Consider the following 15799-nt stretch of genomic DNA (forward strand, 5'->3'; position numbering starts at 1 on the left):
TCACAACATCAATTCCTTGCTTCTTCCGAAATTTGCACCGCTTCCCCAGGTAGGGGAGAGAGTGTTTCCGGCCGAACTGTCCCGCCGACGGAAACGGCAAACAAAACGGCTTCCCCTTGCCGTAAATATTCCATAAAGATGCGCCACATCTCGTCCCTCCACACTTCTCCCTCACACACGATTTCTGACCCGGTGGCTATCGACACTCGAAGATCCCCCTCCGGGGTCGATCTCATCTGCAAAATGAGCCTCTCTTCTCCCGACAACCATTGACTCGCCTCCCAAGCTTCCGCTTCATTGGCAAAGTCCATGGCCACCAAAGGATGAGGTTGCCTTTCTTCATGTTCATAACCGCCGATAAAAAGACTGGCGGATGGATAACGTGCAGACACGAACATCCCTCCCGATCCATTCCCTTTCCAGAATACCACAATTTCCGCAACCTGTGGTTTTCCCTGTCACATTCTCTCGTCGATGGACAGAGAAAGCTGCCACATCGGAAATGGCAGCTTTCAGCTCAATGGATGGATATGATTTTGAATTCCAAGGTTCCCGAAGGAGCGGGAACCTTCACGGTCTCACCTTCCCGTTTACCGATCAGTTCAGCACCGATCGGGGATTCATTGGAGATTTTGCCGGAGATGGGATCAGACTCGGCGCTTCCCACGATGGTATACGTCTCTTCATCACCATCAGGCAGCTCCTGAATGGTCACCTTGGCACCGACACTGACAAAATGTTTGTTTTGCGTATCCTGGTCAATAATTTTGGCGTTGCGGACCATATTTTCAAGGGTCATAATCCGGGATTCCACAAAGGCTTGTTCCTCTTTAGCCGCATCGTATTCCGCATTTTCACTCAGGTCTCCCTGAGCGATGGCCTCCTTCAACCGGTTGGCCACATCTTGACGGCGCTTCGTCCTGTAAAGCTCCAGTTCATCTTTTACCTTTGCCAGACCCTCTTCGGTCAGAAGGACTTCTTTTTTCTGTGCCATACCGATTCCTCCTTGGAAGACAAACGGTTTTTATGACTTCACCGTTTTTTGTAAGCCCTTTCACTCCAATACTTGCGTAAAAGAGGCAAATTTCATCTGAATAGGATTGTATGCCGCTCGATGTTTGGTCAGCACAGCATATGTGTAACAGCGGCCGATCTCCACATCCGGAGAGGACTGAGAGATATATTATCACAAATCCTTCCACCTTAAAAGGGACTCCCGAAGCAGCTCTCTTCGAGGGACATTTATATGTAAGCCAGTCAGAGCAAATGTGTCGATTAGACATATTTTAGATATTCGTGTATGACCAAGCGGCAGTTGCACCTTCGGAGCGCTGTTCTCACCCCAGCTCGCTTCGCTCCCGGTCTCGCTGCGACAGTACACGACTCTCTGGTCAATCAACAGCCCTGTAAACCGGTATCTCCCCACACTTCAGTTTGTTTTGGCCGATGAAGATGGGATCTGCCTTTCTCCCGATGAATTTTTCGATGCAAAAACCTTTCATTACAGAGCGGGTTTCTCCATAACGGGATTATAGGGAATTGACGCGTTTGGACACCCCGATGCCACATAATTCCGCAACTACATTTTGGGCTGCCGTCACAGCCATCCGGCCCCGGGTTTCCCGGGTGGCACTTCCCAGATGAGGAGCCAGCACCACTGAATTCAAATGGGCCAGTCCGGAAGCGAGCCGGGGTTCATCTTCATATACATCCAAGCCGGCACCGGCAATTTCCCCCTGTTGCAGGGCTTTCACCAACGCGGGTTCATCCACCAATGCTCCCCGGGAGGTATTGATGAGATAGGCACTCTCTTTCATCAGAGAAAACTCCTCCCGGCCGATCAGATGATGGGTGTTGTCATTGTAGGGGGCGTGGAGGGAAACAAAGTCTGATTGTCGCAGCAGATCCCGAAATGGAAGATAACTTACACCCAGTTTTTTTTCTTCCTCCAGCGGGAGACGGGTTCTGGAATGGTAAAACACCTTCATGTCAAAGCCTCGGGCTCGTTTGGCCACAGCCCGTCCAATCCGGCCCATCCCGATAATGCCGAGGGTGGATCCCGATACATCCTTTCCCAGATGAAACAGAGGAGCCCACTCTTTCCACCTCCCCGCCCGGGTGAGCCGATCCCCCTCGGTTACTCGGCGGGCCACATCCAGCAGCAAAGTGAAGGCAAGATCTGCCGTCGCATCGGTCAACACTTCCGGCGTGTGGGTCACGGCAATCCCCCGACGGGTCGCTTCCTCCACATCGATATTGTCAAAACCGACAGCAAAGTTGCTGACCACTTTCAGACTCGGTGCGGTCTCCATCAATACCCTATCCACCTGATCCGTCAACATGGACAACAAAGCATCTTTTTCTTTTACTAAACCGAGGAGTTCTTCCCGACTCAACATCCGATCCCGGGCACCCACTGTCACTTCGCAATGTTTGTTCAACAAATCGAGACCTTCCGCTGGAATCTCCCGGGTCACAAGGACCTTGGGCTTTTTATTTTTCAATTCGTTCACTCTCCCTGACCACAGAGTCAAAATAACCGGACTTGTTTTCACCCGCGAGAAAAATTTTTTCTTCAGAATTCCTGTTCCAACAATGGAACCTGGCGAATGGCCAGCCAGGCAAACAACTGGACAAAGCCCACGGGCAAAACCAACCATCGTAATTCAGACGGCTCGGAAATCCCCTGCACCCACCATAGAAAAGCGGTGACGCTCAAAATCCGGCCCACATTGAGAGCCAATTCCCTGGCCACCACATATTCGACACGGAGGCGTGCAGTTTCCTGGTTTTCTCCGATGACATCAAACACTGCTGATGTCAAGGGGACCATGTAAACCGGATAAAAAAGGGCCACTCCCATCCCCAACACCACCAACGTCCAGGTATTTACATCCCAGATGAGGGGAAGGACTGCAATCCCCAGCATGACCGCTCCGATCAAGATACTTTCATCCCTCCAGTTGACCCTCATAAACCGGCCCACGACAAAATACGCGATCAAGGCCACCACGGAGGAAGCAGTCAGATACCCGCCCAAAGACAATTCATTCCCTGTGGCCACATAGATCAAGAGACTGATCAGAAAAGCGAACAGTCCTTCCCGGGTTCCCTGGGCAATCATCGCCAGATTCACCCAATACCAGTGGTTTCCCCGATCCAAAGCCAACCGCAGAATTTCCTTCAGCCGGTAGACTCCGTTGGCACTTCTCCGTTTGAGCATAAAACTGACAGCAACCGCAGCCAGAAAAACCGCCAAGGACAAAGCGAATATCAACCGGTAACCGGTAAAATGATCAATCCGGGTGATGATCCAGCCGGAGATCACCGGTGCCAGAATCCCCGCCCCCGATGTGATCAGTCCGTTGAATCCATTATAGATATCCCGGTTGTGCCGTTCAGTGATCTCAAAATAGAGAACATTGTAGGACAGCCAGAAAAACCCGGAACCCACTCCCAGAAACAACCCAAGCAGAAAGACCAGCTCCACCGAACGGCCTCCCAACAGAAGCACAGCCAAATAAAAAAGGGCCTGCAACGCCACCCCGATTCGGATCGCAATCACCCGGTCCACTTGTTTGGCCAGACGACCGGCCAACACAAATGTAACAGCCATCGCCAGATAGTTGGCCAGGTTGTAATAACCGATGACCGCGAAATCCTCCTTCAGTTTCCACAGATAAACATTGACAAAAGTATTGGACAGCGCGGTGGATACAGCATATAATCCGCTGATAACCAAAAGAAGCCATGCCGGGCGGTCCAAGCGATCGATATCCCCCAATAAGCGCATAAGACCTCACCAAGCATAGCTTAACCAAACCCACTCTTAATTTTACTCCGGCAACCGAGGTAAAAAATGTCCCTTACATTTTTCTACGAATCAGCGGTCCCGCCAGTAAAAAACCTGCAACCAGCCCTCCCAGATGAGCCATGAGATTGATTGTGGGCGTAAGCAAGCTGATCACCAAGTTAATCGCCACCAATGCCAGCAATCCTTTTCCCGTCTCCGGATCCATCGACCCCCTGCGAAACCAAAACAGATAAACATAAACCCCCAACAAGCCGTAAATGGCACCGGAAGCTCCGGCACTGATTCCCACCTCACCCAGATAGACAGTGGCCAAATTCCCCATGATTCCGGTCAACAAATAAAGAATGATGAACCGCAACCGTCCGAATAACCATTCCAATTGGGGACCCAACAGGTAGAGGGAAAAACTGTTGAAAAGGAAATGAGTGATTCCAATATGCAAAAACACGGGTGTAGCCAGCCTCCACCATTCCCCCTGGGCCAACAATGTGTTTTCCAAGGCTCCAAAACGCAACAAAACCACTGGATTGGTCGACCCTCCGCTGATGGTCATCAGTAAAAAGAGGAGGGTTTGGATCGCCAAGATCCCGGTCACCACCGGGAAATAGGATTTAAAGCGCCTGAAAGGAAGTTGCGTATGTTGAAACACCGGGACTCCCCCTTTTTTTCAACCTGTCTAACCCCTCCGGATACATGCAATCGGCTGTCCCATTCGGATCATGGTTCCCGGGGAAAGATCCCCGATCCAATCGATGCGATTGGCTTCAAATAGGAGAATCACGGTGGAGCCAAATTCAAAACGGCCCAGTTCCTCTCCCTTTTCCAAAACTTCCATACACGGATAATTCCGGCTGAAGATCTGTTTTCTCCCACGGCAGTTGGTCATGATTTCCCGATCGTATACCACCCGGATGCTCCCTACGTTGGTCGCCCCCACTTTAACCAAGGCAACCTCTCCTGCAGGACTGTCTAAAAAAGTGATCAAACGTTCATTTCTTGCAAAGAGTCCACGTACCCATTGGACTCCCAGGGGATTGACCGGAAAGAGAGATCCCGGGATATAAGTCAGTCCGGTCACCCGCCCCTGAATCGGTGTATGAATCCGATGGTAATCCCGCGGACTGAGATAGAGGGTGATAAACCTTCCTCCCTCGAACTTCCTGATTTTTTCCCCTTTTCCTCCAAGAAGAGCCTCCAGAGTATAGGTTACACCCTTCGCTTGGAGGATGGTACCCTCATGGATTTCCCCCATCTGGGAAACAGTGCCGTCCACCGGACTGACGATCCGTTCGGGATCAGGATCTATCGGTCTTGCTCCTTCCTTGAGCCCTCTCACAAAAAAATCGAGTAAGGATTGATATTGGGATACCGGCTTTTCCACCGGACTCAAATCCACATCAAATCGACGGATAAAATATGGAATCAGCCTCCGGCTGTGAGGGGACCGGGCCAGACGCCCCATCCAACGGGATACTGACTTTTTGGGCATGCAATTGAGCATTGCTATCAGGATACGTTCTTTCATGATACCTCCTCAGGCAATAAATAGTACATTTCTCGGGGAGTGAATCACCTGTTTCCGGACACACTACATATCACGGAGGTGATATAAATGGCTTTCCAACCCAAAGGCCCTGCCAAAACCAATGCCCAACGAATTCGACAGCAAAACCAGCAAGCTGCCCGGGGCGCTCAAGGTCAACAATTCGGAACTGAATTTGCTTCCGAGACGAACGCTCAGCGAGTTCGGCAGCAAAACCGGCAAGCTGCCCGAGGCGCTCAAGGCCAACAGCAGTTTGGAACCGAATTTGCTTCCGAAACCAACGCCCAGCAAGTTCGGCAACAAAACCAAAAGGCCGAAGCCCAGAAACAACAAAACCAAAAATAATTTCCAGCATAACGGATCCCATCCTGTTGAGCAGGATGGGATCTTTTTAGGGCTGACGTTTCCACAACGCTTCTTCCCCGCCACCTGCGGTCCATTATATCGGGGGTTCATCGCCTCTCAGTTCCCGGCAAAAATCATTTCGTAACCGAAATGATTGCAGGAAACCGCCATTCACACATTTTTACTCATAAATGGCGGTTTAATAACCAAGCTCTCTTTCATCCTTTCCAAAACTGCCTTTCCCGGTTGTTATTCCATAAATTCCCTTTGATATAACTCCACCATCTTCTCCGCGATCGGTCCGGCCGCAACACCCCCGTAACCGCCTTCAGGCACGATCACCGCCACGGCAATCTCGGGATCGTCAGCAGGGGCATAGGCGACAAAAACCGAATTCTCCACCCGCCCCCGTCCCGGGATATCCTGTTCAGACGTCCCTGTCTTGGCTGCCACCTGAAACGGAAGTTTTTTAAACAGATGAGACGCAGTTCCCCCGGGTTGGGTGACTGAGATCATTCCCCGCTTCACTGTTTGAAAATGCTGGGGAGCGATTTTGCTGCGATTCAGCACTTCCGGTTTAAACTCTTTGATGACTTTTCCGTTTTGATCCTGGATCGCCTCTGTCAACAAGGGCTTCATCCGTCTCCCGTCATTGGCCAGTGTCGCGGTGTACTGAGCCAATTGCATAGCCGAGTAACGTTGGGCTTGACCATAGGAGCCCAGAACCATCGCTCCCAGTCCGGAAAAGTTGCCCGACATGGAAAGATAATCTTCCGTCCCATCCTGTTCCCCTTTTAGCGGAACCCCTGTTGGAACCCCCAGGCCGAACTGATGGGTATACTCTCTATACCGCTTGACACTCTTTTCTCCTTCCTGCCGATACCAACGGTTGGCTGTCCAAGCGAAAAACGTGTTGGCCGACTTTTGCAGGGCCCGATTCAGATTTAACCGACCATAGTGATGATTGCCCGAATTCCTTACCGGTGGGGTTGCCCGCGCATAATAATAACTTCCGGGATCCTGAAAACCGGTGTATGGATGGATGATCCCTTCATTTAATGCCATCAAGGCCATCATCGGCTTAAATGTGGAACCCGGCGGCAAAACTGAAAAGGGATGCCGTTGGGATTCTTTTTCAGGGTCTTGCGAATGGCGGGCATCATAAGGGGCTTCCATGATCGTTCCATTTCGGATGGTATAAATCAATTGTTGGTAATCTTTGGAGGTGACAGTCCCATTCCAAATGTTTGGATCGTAATCGGGGTAACTGACCATGGTGCGGATTTTTCCCGTTTTTACTTCCATCGCCACAGCGTATGCGTTTCGCGCATTGGGGGCCCGATCATTGCCTGCTTGGTTTCTCAGTCGCCGTAGGTGCTTTTCCACAAAATCCTCTGTTTCGAGCTGCATTTTTTCATCCAGGCTCAGAACCAAATTGTCCCCCGGCCGGGGTTTCACATCCTTGATCACTTCCACAGGTTTACCGGTGGAATTGACACGGACCAATTTATATCCGTGCCGCCCCCGGAGGTGATCCTGGAAACTGTATTCAATCCCATCCATGCCCACTTGTTCCCAGTCAAGATATCCCCCGTCTCCGGTTTTTGCAGCAGCCTTTTTATATTTTTCAAGGGATGTTTTGGCTCCGGCAAAGGGACGAACATAACCGATGGTTTGAACCGCAAAGGAATCTTCCCGGTACTTTCGGAGCGGTTCCAGAAATACGTTCATTCCTTTATAATCTGAGGGATGCTCTGAAAGCTGCACCACTTCTTTTTCACTCAGACGATCCTTTATTTTCTTGGGATAATAGGGAGGCTGCTTCCGGGGAACGGGTTCTCCCTTTTTATTCAGTCCTACATCCATTTTTTCCAGAACTTCCTCCACTGGAATGTCCAGCAGCTTGGAAAGTTTCTTCGCAGTGGCCAATTTTTCCTCATCGGTTTCGTCCGTCTCCAGGTATACCGCCGTAAACAGGGATTCATTTCCCACCAGAAGCTTGCCCTTGGTATCAAAGATCTCTCCACGGGGAGCCACTACGGGAATCTGTTTGAAATTATTTTCCTCGGCCAGTCTCCGATATTTTTCTCCTCCTCCCAATTGCACCCAAGATAGGCGGAGGATCAGTGCCACAAATAACAAAAAAACGATCAGCCACAAGACATACAAGCGCTGAAAGGTAAGTTCTCCATGTCTGACATTCCGTTTCCGGGGTTTGATCATCGCTTTTATTCCAACCTTTCACCCGATCCCTATGAGTGATTTGCCCTCCTCACGTCCACGGCGGAATTGGCTTTTCCCCTGCGGTGTCAATTGATTCCAGGCAGGCACTCCGCGAAAAAAACTGTTTTCCATTCCAATCAAGCAGCCCCCGTTCATACTTTAAGATACCAAAAACTTGTCATAGTTGCGAGAGGGTTGCCCTCACTGGTATGCAGGATGATTCGTTCATTTTCAAAGGGTTGAGAGGACCTGCTTTACCCACGATGACTGTGACACAAAAGCAACTTTTTGATCCCGGAAAAAATGTCAAAATGGTTTTCAAGAGTTGGGCCACTGTGGTGACCTCTTGTTTCTATGAATCATATTTTACAACAAACTCGATTTCATAGAGGAGAGTTCAACCATGTCCCAAACCCCATACCGTTGGATTCGGGAATATGGACGTCGAATGGATTCCAGCCTCAGAAGTTCGCTGATCCAACGTCTGCAAGTGCTTCGATATGTCCCCTGTCTATTCCATCGGACCACATTGTCCCTGATCCATCGCTTGACACGGGTGCCTGTCTTGGTACAGCTCGACCGAAATCTTCAGACCGACAGTCTCTTGGGAAACACCCTGTTCGCCATGCAATCCCCCAGGGATTATTTCAGTAGTATCCACGCTTTTCGTATGAATCTCACCTTATCCCAACTAGAAAAAATGATTTCTTTTCCCGAGGTGAAGCGGATCTACCTCGACCGAAAAGTTTATGCGCTTTTGAATACAGCCGTTCCCGCCGTCGGCGCCCCTTTGGCATGGTCAGCGGGAAACCGTGGGGAAAATGCCACCATTGCCATCATTGACACCGGCATCCATACCCATCCTGATTTGGTGAATCCTCAATCCCGAATCCTCGCCTTCAAAGATTTTGTCAAAGGAAAAGCCAAACCTTATGATGATAACGGACATGGAACCCATTGTGCAGGTGATGCAGCCGGCAACGGCCACTCCTCCGGCGGAAAATATAAAGGCCCCGCTCCAGAGGCAAAACTGGTCGGGGTAAAGGTTCTCAACAAAATAGGGGCTGGAAATCTTTCGGATGTGATTGCCGGAATTGAATGGTGCATTACCAACCGGAATAAATACAACATTCGGGTCATCTCCCTCTCTCTGGGCAGCCGGACTCCAACCTCCTATCGGGACGACCCTGTCGCCCAAGCCGCCGAGCAAGCTTGGAAACAAGGCATCACCGTAATCGCAGCTGCGGGAAACGACGGATCTGAAGCAGGAACCATTTCAAGTCCCGGTATCCATCCCTGTGTGATTACCGTGGGAGCTTCCGATGACAAAGGGACAATCACAATCTCTGATGATGATGCCGCTTCTTTTTCCAGTCGCGGGCCCACCATCGACCATATCAACAAGCCGGATATACTCGCTCCCGGCACCGGGATCACCTCTCTGCGCGTTCCCGGTTCTTATATAGATAAGACAGCTCCTGACAGCCGGGTCAACCGGTATTACACCACCCTTTCCGGTACTTCGATGGCTACCCCGATCGTCGCTGGTATGGCGGCTGTACTTTTGACCCGTCATCCGGAATGGACGCCGGATCAGATAAAAGAGGAGTTGATCAAATCCGCCAAAAGCCTGGGACTGCCGCTCAACGTGCAGGGAAAAGGTATTGTTCAAACCAGTTCCCGTTTGTTTAAGGAATAAATCGTCCCATCTGGCGGGCAAGAAATTGAACCGACTGAAAAGAGCTCACCTTCCCATAGTTTCGGTTTTCCTGAATGGGAATCGTTGACTCCACCATGATTCGCCTCATGTGATCCGGCTTGAGATCCCGCCGAAGATAAAGAAGAAGGGCCGCCGTCCCGCTGACATGAGGTACAGCCATGGAAGTTCCGCTCATCTCCCGGATGGTTCCATTCAACCAGGCCGATGTGATTTTGTCCCCAGGAGCAGCCAAATCCACCCCATCCCCCACATTGCTGAAGGCAGCCAACCGTCCATCCTTTGATACTGCAGTTACTCCAATGGTCTCATCAAATCGTGCCGGGTAATCCACGTTCCCGGAGTTACCCTGATTTCCTGCTGCCGCCACCATCGTGATGCCTCGTCGATGAGCGACCCGGATGGCTTCATGGAGTGTGTCACTCACTTTGGGCATTCCAAAACTCATATTGACCACGTCCATCTTGTTCTCGATGCACCAATTGATCGCACTCAGTAAATCTGACAGGTTGGCACTCCCTTTCCGGTTAAATGCCTTGACACCGTAAATGTGCACTCGTGGAGCCACTCCCACGATATTTAAATCAGTGGCCCGACCGGCGATCGTGGCCGCAACATGGGTCCCATGGCCGTTATAATCATAGGGGGTGAACATGGGTGAGAGGATGTTGACACCACCGCTGTAGTTCTTCTGAATGGCCGGATGATCGTCTGCAATTCCTGTATCGATCACCGCCACTTTAATCCCTCTTCCCTTGGTATAGGGCCAAACCCTGGAGGCCTCCACATCCTGGATCCCCCAGGGAATCCCTTCCATTGTCCCCTCAGTGATTTCCCCAGCGATCGGATCTGTGATCTTCACTTGGGAATCATACTCCCAATGAGCTACATCGGGATGTCCTTCCAGACTGTATGGACCTTCTTTTCTCACAAATTCACCAACGATAATCCCCAGATGGGGCAAAAACCGCACGGGTCGTCCTCCGCACCGGTTGATCTCACGGATGCAACTCCTGGGATTGCCGTGGTTTCCTAAATACATAATCTTACGGATATATTTCATCCTTCGGCTCACCATTGGCAGTGGTCCTGGAAACCATTCCGGTCTAGACATAATTGTCCCAACTCCTTCTCTCACTGACCAACCCCGGCCTGAATATATTGAGCAAGACTTCAACCCCAAGGAGCGAGTAAATTTGAAACCACCCAGGTATGATCGCCGACATAACAGACGAAATGCTACCCGTCCGCCTCAGTCGACCCCTTCTTTCCACCCCCGACAAATAGAAGAAATCCGCAATCTTTCCAGGGAGATCACTGCCGCCACTTCCAAGATGGAGCGGTGGATGGAGGCAATGACCAAATTGAGCCATGCCATGGAAGATAAAAAAGCCTTGCAGGAGGTGATTGGGCTCATAGCCAACATGAAATCAAAAGCAGATTCCAACTCCACAAACTTCACCGGAAAAATCGCTGCGGAAAAAAAAGAGAACCAGCCCGATAAAGGTGAAACACTCCATCCTAACAACAGAGGTTCCGAGTCCTCCAAATCCTCCGGAAAGGGGAAAGAGGGAGGCGCTTCCGACGGACATAAGCCCTTTTCCCAGGACGGTGATAGCCTTTATGATTTGATCAATGCACCGGGGATGACAAAAATCGTGGACAATGTGATGAAAGTGAGGCAAGCTAGACAACAGAGCAGAAGAAGAAACCGGAACTGAATACTCCGAACCGGGCTGCCCCTGCAGCCCGTTTCTATCGTGAACGCTTTTTCCTCCTCCCTTTCCCCTGGGCTCTTTTCTCCGGCGATGTCCCCAATCCTTGGCCGATCAAGCGTGCCTGCTCTTTCGAGATCCACTCCCGGTCGATCAATCCGGTTAAAGCTTTCTCCGGACGACCGGCACCGATAATCGTATCCAACAGCTCTTTCATTTCTTTGTTTCCCAGAGGGATACCGGTCAACCGGCGAATATATTCAAAAAAGCCATCCAACCCTTGACGGTGATAACTTTCTTTCGCATCTTCCAAAATTCCGTCCAGTATTTTGTCATTCACCACTCGATGACCGACCAAGCCGTTGATCAGGTCGGCGAAATCTTTCTTTGAAGGACCCGTGGCTGTCAAAGATGCACACCTCCTCTGATTGATGCAATCCGTGTGCCGGCCTCCCATATATCATAGTTGTATGTGGAGATGCGGGCTTTGCACATGACAAACACCCAGCGCCCGGTAAAAGGGGCAGATGCCTAATAACAAATTTCGCTAATGAAAATTTTCAATGTTGAGCCAAAGAGGATGCAGACGGTAACGATTACATCTGGAAGCGTTCTGCGCAAAAGTTCCGACAAGCCAAAGACACTCCCTGTGACAAGTTTTTCACAACGCTTTTCGTGCGTTCTTTGAACAAAAGATCTTTCTCCCCTCATGTCGACACCCAGTCCAATATAAAAAAGCCGTCGGCATCCAATAGATGCCAACGGCTTTTTTATCACTCGGATCTGTCGGGATTGAGCTTCTCTTTGAAATGGGGGGGAATGCTGCAACCTCCCCCGGTAAATTCAACATCCCGCCCCACATCACCCGCCTGCTCCCAGAATTCCACCACACACTCCAATGGGGTGGGCACCTTTTGCGATGGAGCTAAAAACAGAGTGACCTCCGGGGATTGCTCCTCTTCTTCCTCAAAGGTGGCATAATAAACAGGGTAACGAACCACTTTGTCTTCTTCCTGCCCATCCACCTCGATATCAAAGCGCATCTCATGGCTGATTACCATCCTGGAGAAAGGTCTGGCAAAGGATTGCAGTTTTCCATCCTCGGAACGGGCAATCACCTCCACCTGGTCCCTTTCCTCATTCACCCTGACAGAGTCTGCTGTTCCGTAAATATACACCGCTTCCTGGAACGTATCCAAAATCCCCGCCATCATCGGGGCTTCATCCGTCATCATCTTTTTCAATAGACGTTCCAGTTCGGGAGCGGTCATCTCCCGTATGGAAGCCTGAAAATTGACTACGTTTGCATGGGGAAAAATACGCATGGGTCTACTCCTCTCTGCGATTCCCCCAGATTATACCGCAGCCGGACATCCCGTTCAAGATTGCCTGCGTTTCCGCTCATATTCCCGATTGCGGAGTTCCACCCGCCGAATCTTGCCACTGGTCGTTTTGGGAAGATCAGTGACAAAGTCGATTGCCCGCGGGTATTTATAAGGGGCTGTCACTTTTTTTACATGTTCCTGCAACTGGTTCACCAGTTCATCGGAAGCCTCCCTCCCCTCTTTCAAAACGACGAAGGCTTTCACAATGGAGCCCCGGACCGGGTCCGGACTGGCCACCACGGCGCATTCCCGGACGGCGGGGTGCTTGACAAGGGCATCCTCCACCTCAAAGGGACCGATGGTGTAACCGGAACTGATAATGATATCATCGGAACGCCCTTCAAACCAAAAATATCCGTCCTCGTCTTGTCGGGCTTGATCTCCGGTCAGGTACCATTCACCGCGGAAAGCCTTGGCTGTTCGTTCAGGGTCCTGATAATACCCTTTGAACAAGGCGGGGGAATCCCTGTGAACGGCAATATCCCCCACTTCCCCCACCGGAACCGGACAACCTTCCTCATCGATCAGGGCAACCCGGTTTCCGGGGGTGGGTTTGCCCATCGAACCCGGCTTGATTTTCATACCTTCCAAGGTGGCCACGAGAAGTGTGTTTTCCGTCTGTCCATATCCATCCCGGACGTTAACGTTGAAGTAGCGCCGAAAGGTGTCGATCACCTCCCGGTTCAGGGGTTCCCCCGCACTGACGGCACTTCGCAGACTGGTCAAGCGATACCGCTCCAAGTGATCCGCCTTGGCCATCATCCGATATTCCGTCGGAGTGCAGCAAAGTACATTGACTTGATATTCCTCCATCAGAGACAGATACTTGGAAGCATCAAATCTCCCTTGATACACCAGCCCGGTGGCACCACTTCCCAAGGTGGAAATAAAAGGGCTCCACACCCACTTGGCCCACCCTGGACCCGCCGTGGCCCAAACCGTGTCTTTCGGCCGGACACCCAGCCACTGCCGGGCGGCGGCCGCCTGATGGGCAATAGCCCAGCTGTGATGGTGAATCACTCCCTTTGGCCCCCCCGTGGTGCCCGAGGTGTAGGAGATAAAAGCCACATCATCACTTCGGGTTTTGGGCAACTCCACATCGGTCACTCCAACACCCAACTGCTCAAAAGCATTCCAATCTCCCCGGTCTTCTCCATGAACCCATCCGTACCGGAGGCTGGTGCAATTCTCCCTCGCCATCTCCACCCGTCCCCGCAGAGACGAATCAAAAATGACCGCTTGGGCTTGAGCATGGCGAATGCGGTAGGATATATCTGATGGCTGAAGCATTTCCGATCCTGGCAACACGGTCAAACCCGCCTTCAAAGCACCCAGATATGCTGTATAAGCCTCGGGAATCCGCGGGAGCAGAATCATGATCCGATCTCCCTTTTGCAGGCCAGAAGCCAATAAGCCCCGAGCGATCCGATCCGACTCTTTCTTCAATTCCGAATAGGATACGTCCCGTTTCTCACCCCTGTCATTCTCCCAACGGATAGCCACCCGGCCGGTCTCCGCGTGACGGTCCACGTCCATTGCCATGTTGTAATATTCAGGAATAATTAGTTGCATATCTGTTCCCTCCCAGAAGCGGTTTGTCCATTTTTTCGACATCCACTCCCGTTATCCTTTTTATATATATTGGAAAAGGCAGCGGTTTTACCGCTGCCTTGAACCTCATACCAGTTATTCAGTTCAAAGATTACTTTACACCGCCACCCAGTTGTTGTTCAGCCAGGGCAACCAGTCGTTTGGTGATTTCACCACCAACGGAACCGTTGGCACGGGAGGTCGTATCGGCACCCAGTTGAACGCCGAATTCAGAAGCGATCTCAAACTTCATTTGGTCAAGGGCCTGAGCGGCACCGGCAACCAACAGTTGGTTGTTGTTACGCTCGCGGTTGTTTTGTTGTTGTTGCATCCTCGGTTTCACCTCCTTATGGATGGTACTCTTATATTGCTTAGAATCGGAATTTGAAATGCGTGTGAAAATCTGGAATGATAGGCGGCGATCCAAGGATCAATACGGGAATTTTTCGCATAGGATATCCTAAAACTTTTTGGAATCCGGGTCTTATAACCCCTCTCTTTACCAATCCCAGCGAGGTGTTGTCCGTTGACACATGATTATTATCGGTTACTCGGAGAACTTCAAACCATCGATTTTTTTCTGGCGGAAATCAATATGTACCTTGACAGCCATCCTCAGGATGCCACTGCCCTTGAACGTCAACAACAATACCAGCGGATCCGGCAGGAACTCGATAGGGAATACCAGGGATGTATCCGCCTCTTACATTCTGCACAACAACAATTGGCCGCCAAAAAATGAATATGGCGCCACTTGGCGCCTTGCAATAGTTTTTTGATGCACTGATTAAAACAGGCAGTCCACCTATGGACAGCCTGTTTTTTCTTTATTTTTCTTCATCCTGAAAATGACTTCTCCTCAGCTCGCGAACCAGGACCGAAGAGCGGAAGATCCGGTACATCTGACCCGCATCCACCGCAGTCCACAACCTTGTACCAGCAAGAATTAAGCTTTTATTCTCAGCAAAACGAATGTAATCGTATGTCTCCAGACGGTACAGCACTTGTTTCCATTGAGACACGTTTCCCAAATGTTCATTGAAGAGACGGTAAACCTCATCCAATTTCACCGTCCCGGAGTGCTCCATACTGGGATCCAACCGGGGATAAACAAGCAACCCCCACAAAATGACGAGAGTGGCTCTGGAAATTTCATCCCAGTCTTTATGAATGGCTGATCGGGAAAGCGGGTTCGGCCCCGGACCGGCAGACCGGGAGATCAACAAAGAACTGAATTCCTTTGCGGATGATTGGGACATTCCCTTTTACACCTTCTTTCGATCCCGACAGTTCTTTATGCTCATATTCTCTTTATGACCATCGATAAGTATGTTTATACTAAAAATGGTTAAAATAAGTCAAATATAGCTAGTGCCCCATCCGGAAATTTAGTTTGGTAATGGAGGAAGGATTTACACTTGGTTTTCTGGAAGGTAGAGAATCTACCACGGAAACAGCAGGTGAAAG

At 50.6% G+C, this 15799-nt stretch carries 17 protein-coding genes; 4 read left to right on the forward strand and 13 right to left on the reverse strand.

What is annotated here, in order from left to right; all coding sequences use genetic code 11:
* Positions 1–8 precede the first annotated feature (8 nt).
* The 6 genes from IEV46_RS04365 to asd all read right to left on the reverse strand — a co-directional run bounded on the left by IEV46_RS04365 (position 9) and on the right by asd (position 5339).
* Positions 9–392 (reverse strand): hypothetical protein, encoded by a 384-nt coding sequence (locus IEV46_RS04365; RefSeq protein ID WP_188430275.1) that lies wholly within the window; start codon positions 390–392, stop codon positions 9–11.
* 125 nt (positions 393–517) lie between these two features.
* Complete coding sequence (greA, locus tag IEV46_RS04370) at positions 518–994, reverse strand: transcription elongation factor GreA (protein ID WP_188430277.1); 477 nt, start codon at positions 992–994, stop codon at positions 518–520.
* 535 nt (positions 995–1529) lie between these two features.
* A complete protein-coding gene (locus IEV46_RS04375) occupies positions 1530–2513 on the reverse strand; it encodes a 2-hydroxyacid dehydrogenase (RefSeq protein ID WP_188430279.1) in 984 nt (327 codons plus the stop codon).
* A gap of 62 nt (positions 2514–2575) precedes the next feature.
* Positions 2576–3793 (reverse strand): MFS transporter, encoded by a 1218-nt coding sequence (locus tag IEV46_RS04380; protein WP_188430281.1) that lies wholly within the window; start codon positions 3791–3793, stop codon positions 2576–2578.
* A gap of 73 nt (positions 3794–3866) precedes the next feature.
* Entirely contained in the window at positions 3867–4463 is a 597-nt protein-coding gene (locus IEV46_RS04385) for a rhomboid family intramembrane serine protease (protein ID WP_188430283.1), read from the reverse strand.
* A gap of 27 nt (positions 4464–4490) precedes the next feature.
* Complete coding sequence (gene asd, locus IEV46_RS04390) at positions 4491–5339, reverse strand: archaetidylserine decarboxylase (RefSeq protein WP_188430285.1); 849 nt, start codon at positions 5337–5339, stop codon at positions 4491–4493.
* An 87-nt stretch (positions 5340–5426) separates the two neighbouring features.
* Between asd and IEV46_RS04395 the strand changes: the two genes are divergently transcribed.
* On the forward strand, positions 5427–5702 hold the full coding sequence (locus IEV46_RS04395) for a gamma-type small acid-soluble spore protein (protein WP_188430287.1): 276 nt from the start codon (positions 5427–5429) through the stop codon (positions 5700–5702).
* 249 nt (positions 5703–5951) lie between these two features.
* On the opposite strand, the gene IEV46_RS04400 is transcribed toward IEV46_RS04395, so the two are convergent.
* Positions 5952–7925 (reverse strand): peptidoglycan D,D-transpeptidase FtsI family protein, encoded by a 1974-nt coding sequence (locus tag IEV46_RS04400; protein ID WP_188430289.1) that lies wholly within the window; start codon positions 7923–7925, stop codon positions 5952–5954.
* 403 nt (positions 7926–8328) lie between these two features.
* Here IEV46_RS04400 and IEV46_RS04405 point away from each other — a divergent pair, with 403 nt between their 5' ends.
* A complete protein-coding gene (locus IEV46_RS04405) occupies positions 8329–9624 on the forward strand; it encodes a S8 family peptidase (protein ID WP_188430291.1) in 1296 nt (431 codons plus the stop codon).
* On the opposite strand, the gene IEV46_RS04410 is transcribed toward IEV46_RS04405, so the two are convergent.
* Positions 9614–10615, reverse strand: coding sequence for a S8 family peptidase (locus IEV46_RS04410; protein WP_188430292.1), 1002 nt, complete (start codon positions 10613–10615; stop codon positions 9614–9616). The genes IEV46_RS04405 and IEV46_RS04410 overlap by 11 nt on opposite strands.
* Positions 10616–10838: 223 nt before the next feature.
* Here IEV46_RS04410 and IEV46_RS04415 point away from each other — a divergent pair, with 223 nt between their 5' ends.
* Entirely contained in the window at positions 10839–11363 is a 525-nt protein-coding gene (locus IEV46_RS04415) for a hypothetical protein (RefSeq protein ID WP_188430294.1), read from the forward strand.
* Between the two features lie 34 nt (positions 11364–11397).
* Here the strand turns inward: IEV46_RS04415 and IEV46_RS04420 are convergent, their stop codons facing one another.
* From IEV46_RS04420 to IEV46_RS04435, 4 genes are all read right to left on the reverse strand, one after another.
* Positions 11398–11766, reverse strand: coding sequence for a hypothetical protein (locus tag IEV46_RS04420; protein ID WP_188430296.1), 369 nt, complete (start codon positions 11764–11766; stop codon positions 11398–11400).
* A 364-nt stretch (positions 11767–12130) separates the two neighbouring features.
* The gene (locus IEV46_RS04425) at positions 12131–12682 is read right to left on the reverse strand and encodes a hypothetical protein (RefSeq protein WP_188430298.1); all 552 of its coding nucleotides are present in this window, start codon (positions 12680–12682) and stop codon (positions 12131–12133) included.
* Between the two features lie 54 nt (positions 12683–12736).
* Positions 12737–14314 carry an acetate--CoA ligase gene (locus IEV46_RS04430; protein ID WP_188430300.1) on the reverse strand — a complete coding sequence of 526 codons (1578 nt, stop codon included), beginning with the start codon at positions 14312–14314 and terminating at the stop codon, positions 12737–12739.
* A gap of 130 nt (positions 14315–14444) precedes the next feature.
* Entirely contained in the window at positions 14445–14663 is a 219-nt protein-coding gene (locus IEV46_RS04435) for an alpha/beta-type small acid-soluble spore protein (protein WP_188430302.1), read from the reverse strand.
* Positions 14664–14858: 195 nt separating this feature from the next.
* Here IEV46_RS04435 and IEV46_RS04440 point away from each other — a divergent pair, with 195 nt between their 5' ends.
* Positions 14859–15074 carry a spore coat protein CotJB gene (locus tag IEV46_RS04440; protein WP_188430304.1) on the forward strand — a complete coding sequence of 72 codons (216 nt, stop codon included), beginning with the start codon at positions 14859–14861 and terminating at the stop codon, positions 15072–15074.
* An 85-nt stretch (positions 15075–15159) separates the two neighbouring features.
* Here the strand turns inward: IEV46_RS04440 and IEV46_RS04445 are convergent, their stop codons facing one another.
* Positions 15160–15591, reverse strand: coding sequence for a hypothetical protein (locus IEV46_RS04445; protein WP_188430306.1), 432 nt, complete (start codon positions 15589–15591; stop codon positions 15160–15162).
* Between the last annotated feature and the right edge of the window lie 208 nt (positions 15592–15799).

This window comes from Kroppenstedtia guangzhouensis (assembly GCF_014637345.1).
GTDB classification, from domain to species: domain Bacteria; phylum Bacillota; class Bacilli; order Thermoactinomycetales; family DSM-45169; genus Kroppenstedtia; species Kroppenstedtia guangzhouensis.